Annotated in this window: 20 protein-coding genes; 6 read left to right on the top strand and 14 right to left on the bottom strand. The window is 53.8% G+C overall.

Features of this window, described 5'->3' with window-relative positions:
* Nucleotides 1-12 precede the first annotated feature (12 nt).
* Nucleotides 13-732, bottom strand: coding sequence for a two-component system response regulator BtsR (gene btsR / locus AC534G_RS08825; RefSeq protein ID WP_038641937.1), 720 nt, complete (start codon nt 730-732; stop codon nt 13-15).
* On the bottom strand, nt 729-2,414 hold the full coding sequence (locus AC534G_RS08820; RefSeq protein ID WP_038641939.1) for a sensor histidine kinase: 1,686 nt from the start codon (nt 2,412-2,414) through the stop codon (nt 729-731). The genes btsR and AC534G_RS08820 overlap by 4 nt, the downstream gene beginning before the upstream one ends.
* Nucleotides 2,415-2,639: 225 nt before the next feature.
* Here AC534G_RS08820 and mlrA point away from each other — a divergent pair, with 225 nt between their 5' ends.
* Together mlrA and AC534G_RS08810 are read left to right on the top strand one after the other, a co-directional pair.
* Nucleotides 2,640-3,371 (top strand): HTH-type transcriptional regulator MlrA, encoded by a 732-nt coding sequence (gene mlrA / locus AC534G_RS08815; protein ID WP_038641940.1) that lies wholly within the window; start codon nt 2,640-2,642, stop codon nt 3,369-3,371.
* Between the two features lie 51 nt (nt 3,372-3,422).
* Nucleotides 3,423-3,530, top strand: a complete 108-nt coding sequence (locus AC534G_RS08810) for a protein YohO (RefSeq protein ID WP_003027354.1) — start codon at nt 3,423-3,425, stop codon at nt 3,528-3,530.
* Here AC534G_RS08810 and AC534G_RS08805 read toward each other — a convergent pair.
* The 5 genes from AC534G_RS08805 to bglX form a co-directional block, all read right to left on the bottom strand.
* Nucleotides 3,511-4,242: an ABC transporter permease gene (locus AC534G_RS08805; RefSeq protein WP_110497426.1), complete on the bottom strand. Its 732-nt coding sequence runs from the start codon at nt 4,240-4,242 to the stop codon at nt 3,511-3,513. The two genes, AC534G_RS08810 and AC534G_RS08805, sit on opposite strands and share 20 nt — an antisense overlap.
* A complete protein-coding gene (locus tag AC534G_RS08800; protein ID WP_110497424.1) occupies nt 4,226-5,173 on the bottom strand; it encodes an ABC transporter ATP-binding protein in 948 nt (315 codons plus the stop codon). Before AC534G_RS08800 ends, AC534G_RS08805 begins: the two co-directional genes overlap by 17 nt.
* Nucleotides 5,166-6,332 carry an ABC transporter permease gene (locus AC534G_RS08795; protein WP_110497421.1) on the bottom strand — a complete coding sequence of 389 codons (1,167 nt, stop codon included), beginning with the start codon at nt 6,330-6,332 and terminating at the stop codon, nt 5,166-5,168. Before AC534G_RS08795 ends, AC534G_RS08800 begins: the two co-directional genes overlap by 8 nt.
* A gap of 15 nt (nt 6,333-6,347) precedes the next feature.
* Nucleotides 6,348-7,265 carry a glycine betaine ABC transporter substrate-binding protein OsmF gene (gene osmF, locus AC534G_RS08790; RefSeq protein WP_038641947.1) on the bottom strand — a complete coding sequence of 306 codons (918 nt, stop codon included), beginning with the start codon at nt 7,263-7,265 and terminating at the stop codon, nt 6,348-6,350.
* A 223-nt stretch (nt 7,266-7,488) separates the two neighbouring features.
* Nucleotides 7,489-9,786 carry a beta-glucosidase BglX gene (gene bglX / locus AC534G_RS08785; RefSeq protein ID WP_110497419.1) on the bottom strand — a complete coding sequence of 766 codons (2,298 nt, stop codon included), beginning with the start codon at nt 9,784-9,786 and terminating at the stop codon, nt 7,489-7,491.
* Nucleotides 9,787-10,018: 232 nt separating this feature from the next.
* On the opposite strand from bglX, the gene dld reads away from it, so the two are divergent.
* Nucleotides 10,019-11,728, top strand: a complete 1,710-nt coding sequence (dld, locus tag AC534G_RS08780) for a D-lactate dehydrogenase (protein ID WP_110497417.1) — start codon at nt 10,019-10,021, stop codon at nt 11,726-11,728.
* Nucleotides 11,729-11,792: 64 nt separating this feature from the next.
* On the opposite strand, the gene pbpG is transcribed toward dld, so the two are convergent.
* Together pbpG and AC534G_RS08770 are read right to left on the bottom strand one after the other, a co-directional pair.
* Nucleotides 11,793-12,740 carry a D-alanyl-D-alanine endopeptidase gene (gene pbpG / locus AC534G_RS08775; RefSeq protein ID WP_038641951.1) on the bottom strand — a complete coding sequence of 316 codons (948 nt, stop codon included), beginning with the start codon at nt 12,738-12,740 and terminating at the stop codon, nt 11,793-11,795.
* Nucleotides 12,741-12,921: 181 nt separating this feature from the next.
* Complete coding sequence (locus AC534G_RS08770) at nt 12,922-13,509, bottom strand: Yip1 family protein (RefSeq protein ID WP_110497415.1); 588 nt, start codon at nt 13,507-13,509, stop codon at nt 12,922-12,924.
* A 163-nt stretch (nt 13,510-13,672) separates the two neighbouring features.
* On the opposite strand from AC534G_RS08770, the gene AC534G_RS08765 reads away from it, so the two are divergent.
* Nucleotides 13,673-14,245 carry a DedA family protein gene (locus tag AC534G_RS08765; protein ID WP_110497413.1) on the top strand — a complete coding sequence of 191 codons (573 nt, stop codon included), beginning with the start codon at nt 13,673-13,675 and terminating at the stop codon, nt 14,243-14,245.
* A gap of 24 nt (nt 14,246-14,269) precedes the next feature.
* Here the strand turns inward: AC534G_RS08765 and mdtQ are convergent, their stop codons facing one another.
* Nucleotides 14,270-15,709 carry a multidrug resistance outer membrane protein MdtQ gene (gene mdtQ, locus AC534G_RS08760; protein WP_038641958.1) on the bottom strand — a complete coding sequence of 480 codons (1,440 nt, stop codon included), beginning with the start codon at nt 15,707-15,709 and terminating at the stop codon, nt 14,270-14,272.
* A 169-nt stretch (nt 15,710-15,878) separates the two neighbouring features.
* On the opposite strand from mdtQ, the gene AC534G_RS08755 reads away from it, so the two are divergent.
* Both AC534G_RS08755 and yohP read left to right on the top strand, forming a co-directional pair.
* The gene (locus AC534G_RS08755) at nt 15,879-16,613 is read left to right on the top strand and encodes a class I SAM-dependent methyltransferase (protein WP_085047882.1); all 735 of its coding nucleotides are present in this window, start codon (nt 15,879-15,881) and stop codon (nt 16,611-16,613) included.
* A 70-nt stretch (nt 16,614-16,683) separates the two neighbouring features.
* On the top strand, nt 16,684-16,767 hold the full coding sequence (yohP, locus tag AC534G_RS08750; RefSeq protein WP_087855921.1) for a small membrane protein YohP: 84 nt from the start codon (nt 16,684-16,686) through the stop codon (nt 16,765-16,767).
* 103 nt (nt 16,768-16,870) lie between these two features.
* Here yohP and dusC read toward each other — a convergent pair whose 3' ends face one another.
* The 4 genes from dusC to AC534G_RS08730 all read right to left on the bottom strand — a co-directional run bounded on the left by dusC (nt 16,871) and on the right by AC534G_RS08730 (nt 20,439).
* Nucleotides 16,871-17,815 (bottom strand): tRNA dihydrouridine(16) synthase DusC, encoded by a 945-nt coding sequence (gene dusC, locus AC534G_RS08745; protein ID WP_110497411.1) that lies wholly within the window; start codon nt 17,813-17,815, stop codon nt 16,871-16,873.
* Nucleotides 17,816-17,876: 61 nt separating this feature from the next.
* Nucleotides 17,877-19,070 carry a 3-hydroxybenzoate 6-monooxygenase gene (locus tag AC534G_RS08740; RefSeq protein ID WP_085047880.1) on the bottom strand — a complete coding sequence of 398 codons (1,194 nt, stop codon included), beginning with the start codon at nt 19,068-19,070 and terminating at the stop codon, nt 17,877-17,879.
* Between the two features lie 14 nt (nt 19,071-19,084).
* Nucleotides 19,085-19,729: a maleylacetoacetate isomerase gene (gene maiA / locus AC534G_RS08735; RefSeq protein ID WP_038641966.1), complete on the bottom strand. Its 645-nt coding sequence runs from the start codon at nt 19,727-19,729 to the stop codon at nt 19,085-19,087.
* Nucleotides 19,730-19,737: 8 nt separating this feature from the next.
* Nucleotides 19,738-20,439, bottom strand: a complete 702-nt coding sequence (locus AC534G_RS08730) for a fumarylacetoacetate hydrolase family protein (protein WP_038641969.1) — start codon at nt 20,437-20,439, stop codon at nt 19,738-19,740.
* Nucleotides 20,440-20,451 lie beyond the last annotated feature (12 nt).

Here is a 20,451-nt window from a genome sequence, read left to right as displayed (position 1 = left end):
AGTGTATCAGTTTTACAGTCCAATCGCCTCTTTTAGACTTTTAAGATAACGACGACTCACCGGAACGGTCAGCCCGTTACGCAAAATCAGCTCGGCCTGGCCGTTATCTTCCAGTCGGATTTCCTGCAATTGCGCCAGGTTCACCAGATATTGCCGGTGGCAACGCAGGAGTGGCGTACGGCTTTCCAGCGTTCTGAGCGTTAACTCTGTGAACCCCTCTTTACCATCGCTACTGGTGACATACACGCCGCTCATACGGCTGCTGATAAACGCCACATCATCCATTTGCAGCAAATAAATACGGCTATGACCGCTGCACGGAATAAACTTCAGCGGCTGCTGATGCTCGGGCAGTAGCGATACATCCTGCTTCGTGCGTTCCTGACGTAAACGGCTCAGCGTTTTTTCCAACCGCGCTTCTTCAATCGGCTTGAGCAGATAATCAAACGCGTGTTCTTCAAAGGCTTTGACCGCATACTCATCAAACGCGGTCAGGAAAACAATGTACGGACGATGTTCGGGATCAAGCATCCCGACCATTTCCAGGCCGCTGATACGCGGCATCTGAATATCGAGAAACAGGACATCCGGGTGCAGTTTATGTACCGCGCCGATGGCTTCCACCGCATTCGAACACTCCCCGATAATCTCGATGTCGCTTTGCTCCTGCAACAGGATCCGCAGATTCTCCCGCGCTAACGGTTCGTCATCGACAATCAGCACTTTAATCATGCCTGTTCCTCCAGAGGAAGTCGTAAAGTAATTCGGGTAAAGCGGTCAGGTTCACACGCTACGCTGATGCCAAAATCATCGCCAAACCGCTCGCGCAGTCGCTTATCGACCAGATTCATACCCAACCCGCTGGCCTCAGACGTTGGCTGATACAGCCCGGCATTATCTTCAATATCCAGCATCAGATACTGCCCTTCGCGACGGGCGGTAATCGACACCTCTCCGGTATCCAGTAGCTGAGAGGTACCGTGCTTAATGGCATTCTCCACGATGGGCTGCAGGGTAAAAGCCGGTAATTGCTGATGCGAAAGTTCATCAGGCACCGTTAAAGTCACCTGTAGCCGTGACTGGAATCGTGCCTTTTCAATTTGCAAATAGGCGTTCACGTGTTCAATTTCATCGGCCAGTGTGACAATCTCCGACGGGCGTTTTAAGTTTTTGCGAAAGAAGGTCGACAGGTACTGCACCAGTTGACTGGCCTGCTCGCTATCGCGGCGGATCACGGCTTTGATGGTATTGAGCGCATTGAACAGAAAATGAGGATTCACCTGGGCATGCAGGAGTTTTATTTCTGACTGCGTAAGCATTGCTTTTTGCCGCTCGTACTGTCCGGCCAGTATTTGCGCCGAAAGTAGCTGAGCGATCCCCTCCCCCAACGTGCGGTTGATCGAGCTAAAGAGGCGGTTTTTAGCCTCATACAGTTTGATAGTCCCCATCACCCGCTGGTTTTCACCCCGCAGCGGAATCACCAGCGTCGAGCCTAATTTGCATTGCGGATGCAAAGAACAACGGTAAGGGACTTCATTCCCGTCGGCATACACCACCTCTCCGGTTTCTATTGCCCGTAGAGTGTACGACGACGAAATCGGTTTACCAGGCAGGTGGTGATCGTCACCAATGCCGGTAAATGCCAGCAGTTTCTCACGATCGGTAATCGCCACCGCGCCGATATCCAGCTCTTCGTACAGCACCTGAGCCACCTTCATGCTGTTAACCTCGTTGAACCCCTGACGCAAAATACCTTCCGTAGAGGCGGCAACTTTGAGCGCAGTAGCGGAAAAAGCGGAGGTGTATTTTTCAAACATCGCCCGTTTATCGAGCAATATACGCATAAACAGGGCTGCGCCCACGGTATTGGTGACCATCATCGGGGCGGCAATATTGCTGACCAACCGAAACGCATCATCAAATGGACGAGCAATTAATAAGATAATCAGCATCTGCACCAGTTCGGCCACAAAGGTAATCGCGCCCGCCGTCAACGGGCTGAAGACTTTATCGGTACGGCCGCGACGAGTGAGCACGCTGTGCACCAGCCCGCCGAGTAAACCTTCCACAATGGTCGAAATCATGCAGCTTAGCGCCGTCATACCGCCCATTGAATAACGGTGTAAGCCACCGGTCAGACCGACTAAACCACCGACTACGGGACCGCCAAGCAGCCCGCCCATCACCGCACCGATGGCACGCGTGTTAGCAATAGAGTCATCAATGTGCAGCCCGAAATAGGTACCCAAAATGCAAAAAATGGAAAAGGTGACATAGCAAAGCAGTTTGTGCGGGAGACGGATAGTGACCTGCATCAGCGGGATAAACAAACGCGTTTTACTCATTAGCCACGCGATAACGAGAAACACGCACATCTGCTGAAGCAGCAGCAACACCAGATTAAACTCGTACATACGCGCCAACCACACATCACTTAAAAGCGCGTAACATACATGGGCTACGCGTAACTTTCTTTGAAGTGTTGCAAAAAAACAGGAATTTGTGAGAACGATCACTCGAAAGCGCGAGTAGGACGACAAACTCACCCCTTGATTGATCAAAAAACAGACAAAACTACCTGGTTCGTAAAAGAGCGTCTAAAGTAAAACTGGGACCTCGCGAGCAAGAGTGAGACGACGATGGCGCTTTACACAATCGGTGAAGTGGCTTTGCTTTGTGATATCAACCCTGTCACTTTACGCGCGTGGCAGAGGCGTTACGGATTACTCAAACCGCAGAGGACAGACGGGGGTCATCGCCTGTTTAACGACGCGGATATTGACCGGATCCGAGAGATAAAACGCTGGATAAACAACGGCGTTCAGGTCAGTAAGGTGAAAATGTTGCTCAGCAATGAGAACATTGATGTGCATAACGGCTGGCGTGAACAGCAAGAGACGCTACTAAGCTATTTGCAAAACAATAATTTGCATAGTCTGAGAATGTGGATCAAAGAGCGCGGCCAGGATTATCCCGCGCAAACGCTCAATACCCATTTGTTCACACCGTTACGCCGCCGTCTGCAGTGTCAGCAGCCGATCCTCCAGGCGTTACTCGGGATCCTCGACGGCGTCCTCATCAACTATATCGCGATTTGTCTGGCCTCAGCGCGTAAGAAACAGGGTAAAGATGCGCTGGTTGTCGGCTGGAACATTCACGATACCACCCGCTTGTGGCTGGAGGGTTGGGTTGCCAGTCAGCAGGGATGGCGCGTTGACGTTCTGGCCCACTCACTGAACCAACTACGACCGGAAATGTTCGAAGGTCGAACCTTACTTGTCTGGTGCGGCGAGAACCAGACACCCGCTCAGCAACAGCAGCTGAGTGAATGGCGCGCGTTGGGTCACGATATTTATCCACTCGGTATTTAATATTCTATTAACAACCGTGTACAATCCTTAGATTCACATAAGGAGTGCACAATGAGCGCAGCTAAAATCGGTGTAATAACCCTCTTCCTGCTGATGGCTATCGGCGGTATCGGCGGCGTCATGCTGGCAGGCTACACCTTCATTTTACGTGCCGGGTAAGGTAGCTCGCTAATCGCTCAAATCCGCGATCGACAATTACTGCCGCCAACGCGACCAGCAACGCCCCCTGAATCACATAGGCGGTATTGAATCCGCTAAGTCCGATAATTATCGGCGTGCCCAGCGTATTCGCCCCGACGGTTGAGGCTATCGTTGCGGTGCCGATATTAATGATCACCGACGTGCGGATCCCCGCCAGAATAACCGGCGCCGCCAGCGGCAACTCCACTTTACGCAGACGCTGCCAGCGACTCATCCCCATCCCGCTGGCGATATCCATCACGCTGGCAGAGACGCCTCCCAGCCCCGCCAGGGTTGCCTGTAGGATCGGTAACACGCCATACAGGATCAGCGCGATAACCGCCGGCTCAAGACCAAATCCCATCACCGGCACGGCAATCGCCAGCACCGCGACCGGGGGAAAAGTCTGCCCCACGGCGGCGATAGTTTCCACCATCGGCCTGAACTCTGCCCCCCAGGGCCGGGTTACCGCAATCCCGGCGCCGGTGCCGATAAGTACGGCGATAAGACTCGATATTCCCACCAGCGCAAAATGACTCAGCGCCAGCGCCGTAAAACTTTCCTGCTGATACACGGGACGCGGCAACTCTGGAAACAACGAACTAAACAGGGTCTGACTGTGCGGCAACCCGACCAACAGGATCAGGAACAGGACAACCAGCCACAGCAATGGATCAGTAAGACGTTTCACGGGGCGGCATCTCCGAAAGCAGATCGCGAAAGTGAAGCGTACCGCAGGACACGCCCTGCGGCGTCACAACCGGCAGTACATCGCACCCTCGCGCCACAAACATTGACAGTGCATCACGCAGCGTCATTTCAGCCACCAGCGGCTCACCGGCTGAATGTTCGCCGCGACGAATAAAATCCCCCACCGTACGCAGCGACAGTAACCGTACGCCCAGTTCGCTGCGGCCAAAGAACGTTTGTACGAAATCGTTCGCTGGCGCCGTCAGCATCGACAACGGCGTCCCTTGCTGCACGACCTTACCCGCGTCCATCAGGACCAGATGTTCCGCCAGCCTCAGCGCCTCATCAATATCATGCGTCACCAATACGATGGTTCGCCCCAGCAGACGATGAATACGGGTCATCTCCTGCTGCAGCGCACCGCGGGTGACGGGATCCAGCGCGCCAAAAGGCTCATCCATCAGTAGCACCTGCGGATCTGCCGCCAGCGCGCGTGCAACCCCGACCCGCTGCTGTTGCCCACCGGAAAGCTGATGCGGATAACGGTGACGCAAACTCGCCTCCAGCCCCAACAGCGCCATAAGTTCATCTGTGCGATCATCAATACGCGAGCGCGACCACTTTTGTAATTGCGGCACGGTGGCGATGTTCTGTGCGACGGTCCAGTGCGGGAACAAACCGATAGACTGGATCGCGTACCCCATACGCCGCCTTAACTCCAGTACCGGCAGACTGCGAATCTCCTCGCCCGCAAAAAGAATCTGCCCGCGGTCATGCTCGACCAGTCGATTGATCATCTTCAGAGTGGTGGATTTCCCGGAACCCGACGTGCCAATCAGCACCGAAAAGCTCCCCTCCGCCAAATGCAGATTAAGGTCGTCGACGGCTTTTTGCTGACCGTAGGTTTTACTGACATGACTAAATTCAATCATTATTCGTTCCCTTCAGCAGCGCTAGCCCTAAATCAAACAGCGCATCAATCAACACTGCCAGCACAACTACCGGGATCACGCCCAGTAGCACTAAATCAACGGCGCTACTGAGCAACCCCTGAAAGACCAGCGCGCCAAAGCCCCCGGCACCGATCAGCGCGGCAATCACCGCCATCCCTACTGTCTGGATCATCACCACCCGCAAACTGCGCAAGAAGACCGGCAGCGCCAGCGGCAACTGCACCGAGATAAACCGTTGACGCGCGCTCATCCCCATCGCCCGGGCGCTTTCCAGTACATCCTGTGGAACCTGATTCAGTCCAGCCACCACGCCACGTACCAACGGTAAGAGCGCGTACAGTACCAACGCAATAAGCGCGGGTGTCAGGCCGGTTCCCGCAACGCCGAGTGAGCTTAACCAGGGAAAATGCTTAACCAGCCCAGCGAGCGGCGCAATCAACAGGCCAAACAAGGCCACCGAGGGAATGGTCTGGATAATGTTCAGTACGGCGAAAACGGGTCCCTGACGCGAGTCAGAAAAAGAGCACCAAACGCCCAGCGGCACACCAAGGAATAGCGCGGGTATCACGGTGCCAAACAGAATAGTCAGATGCTGCGCCAGTGCGTCGTTAAAGACATCCTGGCGGTTGGCATACTCTTTAAGCAGGGAAAGATCGTTAAACGTGCCGGACAGTAATAACACTATCGGCATAACAAAAAGTTGCGCATGCAGCACCCATCGCCACAACATCTGACAGGTGATGCGCCGAATGGCGTCACTGGCAGCCAGCAGCATGAATCCGAGACCCAGCCAGAACCCGGAGCCAAGACTGGTTCTGGCCAGCGTACTGCCCGTCTGTGCCAGATACGTTGCCGTTGTACCTGCGGTTACCAGCGCCGCAATCACCAACAGCTGGCTGATAACAAGCGTCAATATATTGCCGGATTTGCCCGACACAAAGCACAGAAGAAACAGTAGCAGACAGGCCACCGCCAGTCCCCACGCCATGTCGGGCCTGATATCCCAGAGTTGACGACCTTCGCCGGAAACCAGGCGATTGGGAGCATAGCTAATGAAAGGAAGCGCAGCTGCTGCGAAGGTAAGAAGAACCAGCAGCAACAGCACCCGATTAACCGAGATATTGGACAAAACACCCACCCGCCGTAAATTCCGTTACTTAACCCATCCTTTTTGCTTCAGATAATCTGCTGCAACTTTTTTTGCATCCAGCCCCTCTACGGCAATACTGGCGTTAAGCTGCTGTAGCGTTTTTTCATCCAGACTGGCAAAAACAGGCTGCAGCCATTCTTCCATTTGCGGATAGTCCTTGAGTACCGACTCACGTACCACTGGCGCAGGCGCATAAATCGGCTGAACGCCTTGCGGATCGCTTAACGTTTGCAGCCCCAACGCGGCGACCGGACCATCGGTACCGTAGGCCATCGCGGCATTGACGCCGGAGGTTTGCTGCGCTGCGGCTTTAATCGTCACGGCGGTATCCCCCCCGGCCAGTGATAAAAGCTGATTCTGATTCAGTTTAAAATCATAGGCTTTTTCAAACGCAGGCAGCGCGTCCGCACGCTCGATAAACTCCGCAGAGGCGGCCAGTTTGAAAGTGCCCCCCTCCTTGAGGTAGCGCCCTAAGTCTGCAAGCGAAACCAGTTTATTCTTTTCGGCGACATCCTGGCGGACCGCAATGGTCCAGGTATTGTTGGCGGGCGCAGGCGTTAGCCAGACCAGTTTATTTTTCTCTGCGTCCAGCTTTTTCACTTTGTCGAAACCAGCCTGCGCATTTTTCCACGCCGGATCATTCTCATCTTTAAAGAAGAAGGCGCCATTGCCGGTATATTCCGGGTAGATATCCAGCTCGCCGGATGTAATCGCGCCACGCACCACTGGCGTAGTCCCCAGTTGCACTTTATTGACGGTTTTCACACCATGGCTTTCGAGCACTTGCAAAATAATGTTACCGAGCAGCGCCCCTTCGGTATCAATTTTTGACCCAACCGTAACGGGCGACGCGGCCTGCAAGGGCATACTTATCGCGGCTAACAATGCCAACGACCCTACCCCAAACTTTGAGATTATCATGCTGTGCTCCTCATCCTTTTGCGGCCCTTTTCAGAGACTTGAGGAAAAAGCATAGTCGAAAAATCAGGCCTTAACCTGGCAATTGGGTAGTAACACCGAGAGTAATTAGCAGTAAGGCGATAAAAAAATCCGGCAAACCCAAAGTGAATTTGCCGGATAGCGTTATTTCATAGACCAGATAAGCATTGCGCCATCAGGCATGATGCGTGGCTTTCTTCATCAACTACAGCAGTTCAAATTCACCCTGCTTCACTCTGGCGGAATCCACGCCGATAAAGACGTTAAATTTACCCGGTTCAGCATCGTATTTCATACGCTGGTTCCAGAATTTCAGCGCGTCGATATCAATCGGGAAGCTGACGGTCTGCGTTTCACCCGGTTTAAGATTCACTTTCTCAAAGCCTTTCAGCTGTTTTACCGGACGGCTCATTGAAGCGGTCACATCCTGCAAATACATCTGAATCACCGTGGCACCTTCGCGCTTGCCGGTGTTGGTCACCTGGACGCTGGCCGTCACAGTCCCGTCACGTTTCATCGTCGGTGCAGAGAGTTCCACATCCGAAACGGTAAAGGTGGTGTAGCTCAGGCCATAGCCAAAGGGATACAACGGACCGTTTGCCTCGTCAAAATAACGCGAGGTGTACTTATTCGGCTTATCGGCGTTATACGGGCGACCGGTATTGAGATGGCTGTAATAGACCGGGATCTGTCCGACAGAGCGTGGGAAAGACATCGGCAGCTTGCCTGATGGGTTGTAATCGCCAAACAACACATCGGCGATGGCGTTACCGCCTTCCGTCCCGGCAAACCAGGTTTCGAGGATCGCATCAGCCTGTTGATCTTCCTTGACCAGCGCCAGCGGACGTCCGTTCATCAGCACCAGCACCAGCGGTTTGCCCGTTGCTTTCAGCGCGGCAATCAGGTCACGTTGGCTCTGCGGAATAGTAATGTCCGTACGGCTGGAGGCTTCATGCGCCATTCCCTGTGCCTCACCGACCACCGCAACCACCACATCAGACTGTTTCGCCGCGTTAACGGCTTCATCAATCATCGCCTGCGGCGAACGCGGATCAACTTTCACCGCCTCTTCATACAGGTTCAGGAAGTCGACAATGCCTTTATCGTTGGTGATATTCGCCCCTTTGGCGTATATCACTTTGCCCTGCTCGCCAATGGCATTTTTAATCCCCGTCAGCACCGTTACCGACTGATCGGCAACACCCGCTGCGGACCAACTGCCCATCACATCACGCTTGCTGTCGGCCAGTGGCCCGACAACCGCCACGGTGGCGGATTTTTTCAGCGGCAGCGTGTCGAGGCGGTTTTTCAGCAGCACCAGGCTTTCACGCGCCACTTCACGCGCTTCTTTACGGTGCAGGCGGCTTTCGGCGTTGGTATCCACCGGGTCAGACTCTTTGGCGCCCAGATGGCTGTACGGATCGTTAAACAGCCCCATATCATATTTCACGTTCAGCACGTGACGCGCAGCGTCGTCAAGCTCCGCCATCGTCACTTTGCCTGATTTAATCAGCCCCGGCAGGTATTTGCTGTAATACTCATCGCTCATACTCATGTTGATGCCGGACTTGATAGCCACGCGTACCGCATCCTCAGGATCGGAGGCGGTGCCGTGCTTAATCAGTTCCTTAATCGCGCCGTGATCGGAAACGGTGATGCCTTTAAAGCCCCACTCATCGCGCAGCACATCTTTCAGCAGCCATGCATCCGACGTCGCCGGCGTACCGTTGAGTGAATTAAGTCCTACCATCACCGCGCCGCTACCGGCATCCAGCCCGGCTTTGTACGGCGGCATGTAGTCGTTAAACAGACGCTGCGGGCTCATATCGACGGTGTTGTACTCTTTCCCGCCCTCTACCGCACCATAAGCGGCGAAGTGCTTGACGCTGGTCATCACCGAATAGCGATCCGCCGGGCTTTTCCCCTGCATCGCTTCCACCATGGTTTTACCCATTGTGGCGGTCAAATACGTGTCTTCGCCAAACCCTTCCGATGCCCGGCCCCAGCGCGGATCGCGGGAGACATCAACCATCGGCGCCCAGGTCATGTTCAGGCCATCGTCAGCGGCTTCATACGCTGAAACGCGACCGACGGTTCTGACCGCATCGAGATTAAAGGAGGACGCCAGACCGAGGCTTATCGGGAACACGGTACGCTGACCGTGCAATACGTCGTAGGCAAAAAAGAGAGGAATTTTCAGGCGGCTGAGTTCCATCACCTGATCCTGCATTTTGCGGATATCCTGGCGTGTGACGGTGTTAAAAATAGCCCCAACCTGCCCGTCTTTGATCATCTCGCGGATGGCTTCCTTCGGATTATCAGGCCCGACGCTGATTAAGCGTAATTGACCAATTTTCTCATCCACGGTCATCTGTTTGAGTAAATCGGTAACAAACGCATCCCGCGCTTCTGGCGTCAGCGGATGGTTACCAAACAGAGTGTCCGCCAGCGCGGGTTGCACCGCCAGACTCACCGCAACACCTACAGAACATAGCCATTTCATGTTGATTTTCTCTTTATTTTTTCCTGACGCATCAGCGAAAATATAACAAAAACCGCAATTTGCCGTAAGACTAAACGGGAGCGCTAAAGAAAGCTAAGGTTATTCTCCTAATTTTCAAAACCAGCGTGAATCAATGAAAGACAAGCCAGAGACAATATGAATGAGAAAGCGTATTGTCATACAAAGCGCTATGCTTGTTCCTGATATTGAGTCCCACCACAAGGAGTGGAGAATGTCTTCCATTACAACAGATAATAAAGCTTTCCTGAATGAACTGACCCGCCTGGTGGGTCATTCGCACCTGCTCACTGAACCCGCTAAAACCGCCCGCTATCGCAAGGGATTCCGCTCCGGCCAGGGCGATGCGCTCGCCGTCGTTTTTCCGGGCTCGCTTTTAGAACTGTGGCGCGTCCTGAACGCCTGTGTCGCCGCAGACAAAATCATTCTGATGCAGGCCGCCAATACCGGCCTGACCGAAGGCTCTACGCCAAGCGGCAATGATTACGACCGTGAGATTGTTATTATCAGCACCCTGCGTCTTGATAAGTTGCACGTCATCGGTAAAGGCGAACAGGTGCTGGCCTGGCCTGGAACAACGCTCTATTCGCTGGAAAAAGCGCTCAAACCTTTTGGTCGTGAACCGCATTCAGTGATCGGTTCTTCCTGCATCGGCGCTTCCGTGATTGGCGGCATTTGTAACAACTCCGGCGGCTCGCTGGTGCAACGAGGCCCGGCCTACACGGAGATGTCGCTGTTTGCGCGTATTGATGAACAGGGCAAATTACAGCTGGTTAACCATCTGGGCATCGATCTTGGCCAAACCCCAGAGCAGATCCTCAGTAAACTCGATGACGAGCGCATCAAAGATGACGATGTTCGCCACGACGGACGTCATGCGCACGATCACGACTACGTGACCCGCGTCAGAGATATTGAGGCGGATACGCCCGCACGCTATAACGCCGACCCGGACCGCTTGTTTGAATCTTCCGGTTGTGCCGGAAAGCTCGCGGTTTTCGCCGTGCGTCTGGACACTTTCGAAGCCGAAAAAAATCAGCAGGTCTTTTATATCGGCACCAACCAGCCAGAGGTGCTGACGGAGATCCGCCGTCATATTCTGGCGAAGTTTGAGCATCTGCCGGTTGCCGGTGAATATATGCATCGCGATATTTACGACATTGCAGAGCAGTACGGTAAAGATACGTTCCTGATGATCGACAAACTCGGCACCGACAAAATGCCGTTTTTCTTTACCCTGAAAGGTCGCACCGATGCGATGCTGGAAAAAGTGAAATTTTTCCGTCCGCACTTCACCGACCGGGCGATGCAGAAGTTTGGCCATTTATTCCCCAGCCACTTACCGGCGCGTATGAAAAGCTGGCGCGACAAATACGAGCATCACCTGCTGTTAAAAATGGCCGGTGGCGGTGTGGCTGAAGCGCAAAACTGGCTAAATGAGTTTTTCAAAACGGCCGAGGGCGACTTCTTTGCCTGTACGCCGGAAGAAGGCAGCAAGGCATTCCTGCACCGCTTTGCGGCGGCTGGCGCAGCTATTCGTTATCAGGCCGTTCATGCGGATGAAGTGGAAGATATTCTGGCGCTGGATATCGCGCTGCGTCGTAACGACACCGAATGGTATGAACATCTGCCGCCAGAAATCGACAGCCAACTGGTGCACAAGCTCTATTACGGGCATTTTATGTGCTATGTATTCCATCAGGATTACATCGTCAAAAAAGGCGTGGATGCCCATGCGCTGAAAGAGCAGATGCTGGAGTTACTTCGCGAGCGTGGGGCACAGTATCCGGCGGAGCATAACGTCGGGCATTTGTACCAGGCGCCGGAAACATTAACCCGCTTTTACCACGAGAATGACCCAACCAACAGTATGAACCCGGGTATTGGGAAAACGAGTAAGCAGAAGTTCTGGAAAGAGTCGTAGGCCCGATAAGCATAAGCGCCATCGGGCACGTTGCCGGGGGCGCTTCGCTTGCCCGGCCGACGGTTTAATCGTTCTGCGCGGTTTGCTCACCCGTAGCTGAACCTGCCGCCGCCATCTGCGCCGCTTTTTGCTTTTTGTAGCTCAGCGCCGCCGCAGGAACCGGCATCACCTTGCCGGTTTCAATCCAGGTGCGTAAACGGCTGGCATCGGCAAAGTGGGTATATTTCCCAAAAGCATCCATCACCACCAGCGCCACCGGTTTGTTATTAATCACCGTGCGCATCACCAGACAGTGGCCCGCCGCATTGGTAAACCCGGTTTTAGTTAACTGAATATTCCAGTTATCGCGATACACCAGATGGTTGGTATTACGGAACGGCAATGTATATGCCGGATTGGCAAACGTCGCCATATCTTCACGCGTAGTACTTAGCTGACCAATCAGCGGATATTGTTTGCTGGCAATCAGTAACTTCGTTAAATCACGCGCGGTTGAGACGTTATGAATCGATAACCCGGTCGGCTCCACAAAACGGGTATGGGTCATGCCCAGCGCTTTCGCTTTCGCATTCATCGCCTTGATAAACGCGTTATAGCCGCCAGGGTAATGATGCGCCAGACTGGCTGCCGCACGGTTTTCAGATGACATCAGCGCCAGTAACAGCATGTCTTTACGGCTGATTACACTGTTCAGCCGTACGCGAGAGTAAATTCCTTTCATCTCTGGCGTCTGGCTGATATCAACTTTCAGTTTTTCATCCAGCGGCAGTCGCGCATCAAGCACCACCATCGCCGTCATTAATTTGGTAATCGACGCAATCGGACGCACCAGATCCGGGTGGTTCGAATAGATAACCTTGTTGGTATTCAGATCAACAATCATCGCGCTACCGGACGCTATCTCAGGTTGAGAAGCCGCTACGGTAGGTGCCGTTTTCGCCACGGCTTGGGGTGCAAAAGGAACGGCCAGCACCAGGGCAAGGCTTAATAATGAAACTCGGAATTTCAGCATGATGAGATTTCTGATAAGGGTTCACGCACGTCACAACGCACACCGCCCGAGATTAAGTATTTTCTCAGGCTAGCTCAGGCATCATAGCGATCCGGCAGGTTTGCCGCTACAGGATAATCGTCTCGAAATGCTGCGTTGCTGACTTTTACGTCAACAACGCAGCGCAGAGGCGTTTTACAGGTCAGAATAAGCGATAGCCGTAACCCCACAGGATTACCGTAATCGCCAGCAGAACCTCCAGTACCAGCACACCAATAGCCAGCGTGGAACTGGAAAAACTTAACCCTTCCTCACGAGTGATATTCAGAAACGTTGGAATACCGAGATAGAGTAAATAACCGGTGTAAAACAGCGCGAGAGTTCCCACCAACGCACACAGCCAGACCAGCGGATAAAGAGCGACCAGACCGCTTAAAAACAGCGGAGTCGCGACATATCCGGCAAAGACCATACAATGCGCCAGCGATGGACGCTGCGGGTAATTACGCGCCATCCACCAGATAACCCGGCCCATGACAGCCACGCCCGCCAGCATCACGCCGTAAAACAGAATGGCCAGCGCCAGTCCGGTCAACAGGGATAACTGCAGTATGTTGCCGTCACCAAAATTCCAGCCGATTTGTGTGGTACCGATAAACGCGCAAACAACCGGGATTGCCGCCATCAGCAGTACATGATGGGTATAGTGATGCGAAACGCTTTCGTTTTCGCTGTTGATCACGTGCATTTCACGATCGGGATGGGAAAACAGCCCCCAGACATGGTTCATACCGCCCCCTTCTTGTCAGCTCCGGACCTCAACACTTCAAGTATAATTCAGCTTTTGACTATTTTATGTACACAGAGAAAATACCGGATCGCTACGGCGCGGCTTTTCCGGCATCAGGTATTCATAGGGTGTATGCTATAAGCGGTGGAGGTCATACAATCGTATGGATATAAATCATTATGTTGCGCAATACGGCTATGCCGCATTAGTGATTGGCAGTCTGGCTGAAGGGGAAACCATTACCCTGTTAGGCGGCGTCGCGGCCCATCAGGGAGTACTTAAATTTCCGCTGGTGGTGCTCTCCGTCGCGCTGGGCGGGATGATTGGCGATCAGTTGCTCTATTTACTCGGACGTCGTTTTGGCGGCAAAATTCTGCGGCGTTTTTCGCGTCATCAGGCAAAAATTGATTACGCGCAGAAGATGATCCAACGGCGTCCTTATCTGTTCGTGGTCGGCACGCGTTTTATGTACGGTTTTCGCGTTATTGGCCCTTTGCTGATTGGCGCCAGTCACCTGCCACCGAAGATCTTTTTACCGCTCAATATTCTCGGGGCGCTGGTGTGGGCGCTGATATTTACCACTCTGGGTTATGTGGGGGGAGAAGTCATCGCGCCGTGGCTGCACAATCTCGACCAGCACATTGAGCACTGGATATGGCTGGTTCTGGTGATTGTACTGGTGGTAGGCGCGCGCTGGTGGTTGAAAAAACGCAGCAGCAAGAAGACGGCCCGGTAGAGCGGCATCTACCGGGCAGGTGTGTTACGACGCGTGGTAACCGCCGCCCAGCGCGCTGGTCAACTGAATGGAAGCATCCAGCCACTGGCCTTGCAATACCAGACCGTTACACTGCTCACGTAACGCCGGGATCTTTGCTTCGCTGACCCGGGAACCCGCGATAATACCGGCGTTAAATCGCGCCTGCGCAAGTCCCACCACACGCTGTGCATCATGTTCGATCTGCTGCTGATGCTGATTCTTCTGCGCCAGTGTTTCCACCTGCGATGCGGCACGCGCCACGTCATTCACCGCATCTACCACGGCTTTGTTGTAATTCGCCACCGTCAGGTTGCTTTGCGCTTTGGTGATATCAAGATTGGCATTCAATCTGCCGCTGTCGAAAATAGGCAGCGTGAGTCCGGCAGTGACGCCCATTTGCTGCGCGGAATGGCGGAACAGATCGCTCAGATGTAACGCATCTTGTTGTAAAAATGCCATCAAATTCACGTCCGGATAAAACGCGGCTTTGGCCGCATCAATGCTGCTCAGGGATGATTCAATATACCAGTGCGCGGCCTGTAAATCCGGTCGACGGGCCAGCAGCGAATAACCTAACTGAGACGGGAGCTGGCTTTCTACGGTAGGTAACTTACTGGTATGCAGTTTCAGAACGGTAGACTGTGAATTAGTCAGGGCGCTCAGCCGCGCCTCAATCACTTTCATTTTGCCGTTAACATCGTTCAGCTGCTGATCCGTTTTACTGGAATCGATATCGGTCTCAACGCCTTCCACTGATGAGGTAATGCCGTTTTGATACAGCTGACGATCGACAGTTATCACGTTCTGTTGCTCATTTTTAATCTGCGTCAGCACGCTTTTCAGTGCCGCCTGCGTTTGCCATTCCCAGTACAGACGCGAAACACCGCTCGCCAGCAGTTGGCGGGTTTGTTCACGCTCAGCTTCACGCGCTTTAACGGCCCCAATACGCGCCGTCACTTCGGCCCGATTTTTCCCCCACAGATCCAGATTCCAGCCGGCGGTTAAACCAAACGTCCCGTTGGTGTACCACGGGCCTGTCGTTCCGGCGGCAGGATCGGTAATGGCAAACGGTCCCATCAGCCCTTCAGCTGACATTCTCTGACGCTCAACGTCCGCAGAAAAATCGATCTCCGGACCATCCTGCGCCTCAACGGCCTTCGCCTGCGCCTCCGCCAGTTGAATGCGCTGTTCCGCCACCTGCATATCAGGAGAGTTTCGCAACGTGCTGTCAATCAGCGCATTAAGCTGAGGATCGTGGTATGCCTTCCACCATTGGCTGTCCGGCCAGCCATTTTTTAACGCCGCAGGTAATGCGGAATCGACATTCGCAGCAGGGGTCTGCTGCGACAGAGACTGACGGTCATCATGCATAGGCGCACAGCCAGCCATGAGAATAAAAAGGGGCAACAATGCCGTCGCGGCAAAAACAGAATTACGATTCATGGAGATATACAGGTAAGAAAAGATGCGCAGAGAGTACGACTTGTCGCTGTTACTTTTTTAGTTACGCGTGGCAATACATCTTTGGCAATAAAAATATATAATCAGAAAAATATACACCACACAAATAATATAGATTAAATAATTTTAATAATTTATAGATGGAAACCTTATGTCACAGAATATTTATGACGACCCGGAATTCTTTGCCGGATATGCCACGCTGGATCGTTCAGTAAAAGGGCTTGATGGCGCACCGGAATGGCCAGCAATACAAACTATGCTCCCCGCTCTGCAGGGTAAAAACATTCTCGATTTGGGCTGCGGATATGGCTGGTTTTGTCGCTACGCGCGCGATAATCATGCCGCCAGCGTCGTGGGGCTGGATATCTCACAAAAGATGTTAACCCAGGCGCATAATATGACTCACGGCAATGGCATCGTCTATCGCCGTGAAGATCTCGAAACGCTTACGCTCTCGCCGGCGTCTTTCGACCTGGCGTATAGCTCTCTTGCCCTGCACTATTTACACGATATTGAACGATTATTCGTAACGATTTACCAGGCATTAACACCGGGAGGCATGTTGGTTTTCTCTGCCGAGCACCCCATTTATACCGCACCGCTTAACCAGGGCTGGATAAAAGACAAAACCGGGCAGCTGTCCTGGCCGGTTAATCATTACCAACAAGAAGGCGAGCGTATCAGTAACTGGTTTGCTGAAGGCGTTAAAAAACAGCATCGCAAGCTGGCGACCTGGATTAACGCGCTCATTGCCGCCGGATTCGACATTGTGTGTGTTGATGAATGGGGACCCTCTGCGCAGCAGATTGCTGAAAACCCGGCGCTGGATGAAGAAAAAGAGCGGCCAATGGTGTTTCTGCTAAGCGCACGTAAACCCGCATAACAGCGCCGCCAGGCAGAATAGTTGATACTTTCCTATACTCAATCTGAATTTACCAAAAAAAGGAAAGTTAATGAAAATTCTGCTGTGGATTATTCTAATTATTTTTCTGATTGGACTGTTGGTGGTAACCGGCGTGTTTAAGATGATTTTCTGATGTTGTCTTTTAGCCCAGGCCTGATAGCAGAAATGTCAGGCGATTATTCTCTCTGATGCCGGATGGCGGCGTAAACGCCTTATCCGGCCTACCAGAACTGACGTCAGGCGGTAATCTCGATGGCCTGAATCGCCCGAGCGATATCCGGCGAATTGTTTAACGCGCGAATCTCCTGAAACAACGCCGTGGCTTCTGAATATTCTTTACGCAAATACCCTAACCACTGCTTAATACGCGCCACATGATACAACCCCGTGTCACCCTGCTTTTCGAGACGGGTATATTTTTGCAGCAGCATCACGACGTCAGGCCAGGGCATACGCGGCTCGTTGTACTTCACCACGCGACTCAGGTTCGGGATATTTAACGCACCACGACCGATCATCACCGCATCGCATCCGCTGATGGCCATACAATCCTTGGCGCTCTGCCAGTCCCAGATTTCACCATTTGCGATAACCGGAATGGTAAGTCGCTGGCGAATTTCGCCAATCGCCTGCCAGTTAATATGCTCGGCCTTATAGCCCTGCTCTTTGGTACGACCATGCACCACCAGTTCGCTGGCGCCAGCCTGCTGGACGGCATCGGCAATTTCAAACTGTCGGTCGCTGTTGTCCCAGCCCAGACGTACTTTCACCGTCACCGGGAGAGGGTCCGGCACAGCCTCGCGCATGGCTTTTGCGCCGCGGTAGATAAGCTCAGGATCTTTCAATAACGTCGCGCCACCGCCGCTGCCGTTGACCAGCTTCGACGGGCAACCGCAGTTCAGATCGACACCGTACGATCCCAGTTCGACCGCGCGGGCGGCGTTCTCCGCCAGCCACTGCGGGTACTGGCCCAATAGCTGTATGCGCACCCGCGTGCCGGATGGCGTGCGGCTGTTGTTATGCAGTTCCGGGCAGAGCCGGTGAAATACTTTTGCCGGCAGGAGCTGATCCACCACGCGCACAAACTCGGTGATGCATAGATCGTAATCATTCACTTCAGTCAGCAGCTCGCGCACCAGGGAATCGAGCACGCCTTCCATCGGCGCCAGTAAAACACGCATATCGTCACCCGCAAAAAAAGAGGCGCTATGGTAGCGCCTCCGTTCGGGAGATTAAAGAGGCTCAGCGCGGCAACAGACAGTTATCTTCTTTCCAGCCGTACAGCCACTCCATACCGCGATAAAACTCCGCCTGTGATTTACCTTTCCACAGCAGATTACGCACCTGGCGCTCGACGCCCGCGGCGTGATAAACGCGGCCCATTTCGCGCGTCGACCAGACAATCCGCGCCGTACGCGGAATGCGCACCGACTCATACAGGGCAAAGGCATCAGCCGCATCGCCGTCACACTGCTGTAACGCCTTACCAAGCGTGACGGCATCTTCCAACGCCATACAGGCTCCCTGCGCCATATATTGCGCCACCGGGTGCGCGGCATCACCCACCAGCGTAATGCGGTCGGTACCCCATTTCTCGACCGGCTCGCGGTCAGCGGTGGACCAGCGCCGCCATGATGTCGGTTTATCCAGCATCTGGCGCGGACGTGGATGAATACCGGCAAAATAGGAGAGCACCTCCTCTTTACTGCCATCCTTAACGCCCCACTCTTCCTGCTGACGACTATGAAAGGTCACCACCAGATTGTATTGTTTGCCGCCGCGCAGCGGATAGTGCACCAGGTGACAGTGCGGTCCGGCCCACAGCACCGGCGCGTTAATGCGCAAATCTTCCGGCATATCATCGCAATCAATCACAGCGCGGTAGACCACGTGCCCGGTCACGCGTGGCGCATCGCCAATCAGAGACTGACGGACAACTGACTTCACACCGTCACAGCCGACCAAAATATCTGCCGTCCAGCTGTTGCCATGCTCGTCAAATACCGTCACGTCATTCTCGGTCTGGCGAATATCAACCACGTTAGTTGAAGTGCGATACTCAACGTTGGGATGAACCAGCGCCGCTTCCCACACAGAAGCATGAATATCCACCCGATGGATAACCGCATAAGGACCGCCAAAGTGATCGCGGAACGCCTGTCCGGTTTCAATACGCACGACTTCCTGCGCATTTACCGCATCCATCATGGTGATATGATCGGTAAAAACGGCGCGCTGGCGGGCAACCTCTCCCACGCCAAGGCTGTCGAGAGCAGAGAACGCGTTTGGCCCGAGCTGAATGCCCGCGCCGATTTCGCCAATCTCATGCGCTTTCTCCAGCAACATCACTTTGATTCCCTGACGGGCCAGCGATAACGCGGTCGCCGCGCCGCCAATCCCACCCCCCACGATAATTGCGCGTGTCACTTTAGCCATTGTCGTTCTCCTTATCAGGCCGGAATTTTGTCTTGTTGATTCTCGGGCGCGGCGGCGATAAACGCCGGAAGCTGGGTACAGGCATCATAGACCGCCTTACAGCGTGGATATGCGCTCAAATCGCAGCCCATACGTAGCGCGTTCGCCCATTGCGGGATCAGGCAGCAATCCGCCAGCGTCGGCGCATCACCCACGCAGAACGCCCCCGAATGACTCTGGCGCAGCATCTGTTCCACTGCGCTTAACCCTTGCTGGATCCAGTGCGCATACCAGCGTTTTTTATCCTCTTCACTGATCTTTAATTCGTCGCTCAGGTAGCGCAGTACCCGCAGATTATTCACGGGGTGGATATCACAAGCGATGGCATAAACAATTTCCAGCACCCGACTGCGCATCGGGAATTCAGCAGGCAGCAGCGGCGACTGCGGAAAGTGGCCATCCAGCCAGTCGATTATCGCCAGCGATTGTCCAAGCGATTCTCCGTCGTCGGTCACCAGCGTCGGCACCAGCCCCACCGGATTCATCCGCCGGTAGGCCAGCTCGTTCTGCTGACCGATACGAATGTTGACGCCCACCGTCTGGTAATCGAGCCCTTTCAGCGCCAGCGCAATACGCACGCGATATGACGCGGAGCTATTAAAGAAACTGTACAGCTTCATCATCCACCTCAGACAATCTTCACGGCGATGGGGGTTAAACCGTCTACGTTGCCAGTGATCACATCCCCTTTCACTACCGCCCCCACGCCTTCCGGCGTACCGGTGTAGATCAGATCGCCCGGCTGCAGTTCGAAAAATCCGGACAGATAGCTGATGGTTTCATTCACAGACCAGATAAGGTGGCGAATATCGCTCCGCTGATGATCGTCGCCGTTAACCTGCAGCCAGATAGGCGCATTGTTAACATCAGCGATTTCACTGGCTTTATGCAGCGGCGCGATGGGCGCAGAGAGATCAAACGCTTTGCCGATTTCCCACGGACGCCCCATCTGGCGCATCTCCATCTGCCTGTCACGACGGGTCATATCCAGACCGGTGGCATAGCCCCAGATATATTCGTGCGCTTTTTCCAGCGGTATATCGCTGCCCTTTTTACCAATCGCCACCACCAGCTCTATCTCGTAGTGATAGTTATCGGTCTGCGACGGGTACGGCAGTTCAAGGGTTTGACCAGCTGCCACCGGAACCACCGCGTCGGCCGGTTTACAGAAGAAGAACGGCGGTTCGCGATCCGGGTCAAAGCCCATTTCACGCGCATGTGCAGCATAGTTGCGCCCCACACAGTAAACGCGGCGCACGGGAAATTGTTCATCACTACCAACCACCGGAACGGTAACAGGCGCTTGTGGTTCGAATACGTATTGCGTCATTTTCTCTCTCCC

This window comes from Citrobacter sp. CRE-46, assembly GCF_059615875.1.
Note: the sequence above shows the minus strand (reverse complement) of the source record. Positions and strands in the feature narration are given on the sequence as shown.

Coding starts and splice junctions, on each gene's coding strand:
- btsR (WP_038641937.1), bottom strand. CDS start 732: ATGATTAAAGTGCTGATTGTCGATGACGAACCGTTAGCGCGGGAGAAT.
- AC534G_RS08820 (WP_038641939.1), bottom strand. CDS start 2,414: ATGTACGAGTTTAATCTGGTGTTGCTGCTGCTTCAGCAGATGTGCGTG.
- mlrA (WP_038641940.1), top strand. CDS start 2,640: ATGGCGCTTTACACAATCGGTGAAGTGGCTTTGCTTTGTGATATCAAC.
- AC534G_RS08810 (WP_003027354.1), top strand. CDS start 3,423: ATGAGCGCAGCTAAAATCGGTGTAATAACCCTCTTCCTGCTGATGGCT.
- AC534G_RS08800 (WP_110497424.1), bottom strand. CDS start 5,173: ATGATTGAATTTAGTCATGTCAGTAAAACCTACGGTCAGCAAAAAGCC.
- osmF (WP_038641947.1), bottom strand. CDS start 7,265: ATGATAATCTCAAAGTTTGGGGTAGGGTCGTTGGCATTGTTAGCCGCG.
- bglX (WP_110497419.1), bottom strand. CDS start 9,786: ATGAAATGGCTATGTTCTGTAGGTGTTGCGGTGAGTCTGGCGGTGCAA.
- dld (WP_110497417.1), top strand. CDS start 10,019: ATGTCTTCCATTACAACAGATAATAAAGCTTTCCTGAATGAACTGACC.
- pbpG (WP_038641951.1), bottom strand. CDS start 12,740: ATGCTGAAATTCCGAGTTTCATTATTAAGCCTTGCCCTGGTGCTGGCC.
- AC534G_RS08770 (WP_110497415.1), bottom strand. CDS start 13,509: ATGAACCATGTCTGGGGGCTGTTTTCCCATCCCGATCGTGAAATGCAC.
- AC534G_RS08765 (WP_110497413.1), top strand. CDS start 13,673: ATGGATATAAATCATTATGTTGCGCAATACGGCTATGCCGCATTAGTG.
- mdtQ (WP_038641958.1), bottom strand. CDS start 15,709: ATGAATCGTAATTCTGTTTTTGCCGCGACGGCATTGTTGCCCCTTTTT.
- AC534G_RS08755 (WP_085047882.1), top strand. CDS start 15,879: ATGTCACAGAATATTTATGACGACCCGGAATTCTTTGCCGGATATGCC.
- yohP (WP_087855921.1), top strand. CDS start 16,684: ATGAAAATTCTGCTGTGGATTATTCTAATTATTTTTCTGATTGGACTG.
- dusC (WP_110497411.1), bottom strand. CDS start 17,815: ATGCGTGTTTTACTGGCGCCGATGGAAGGCGTGCTCGATTCCCTGGTG.
- AC534G_RS08740 (WP_085047880.1), bottom strand. CDS start 19,070: ATGGCTAAAGTGACACGCGCAATTATCGTGGGGGGTGGGATTGGCGGC.
- maiA (WP_038641966.1), bottom strand. CDS start 19,729: ATGAAGCTGTACAGTTTCTTTAATAGCTCCGCGTCATATCGCGTGCGT.
- AC534G_RS08730 (WP_038641969.1), bottom strand. CDS start 20,439: ATGACGCAATACGTATTCGAACCACAAGCGCCTGTTACCGTTCCGGTG.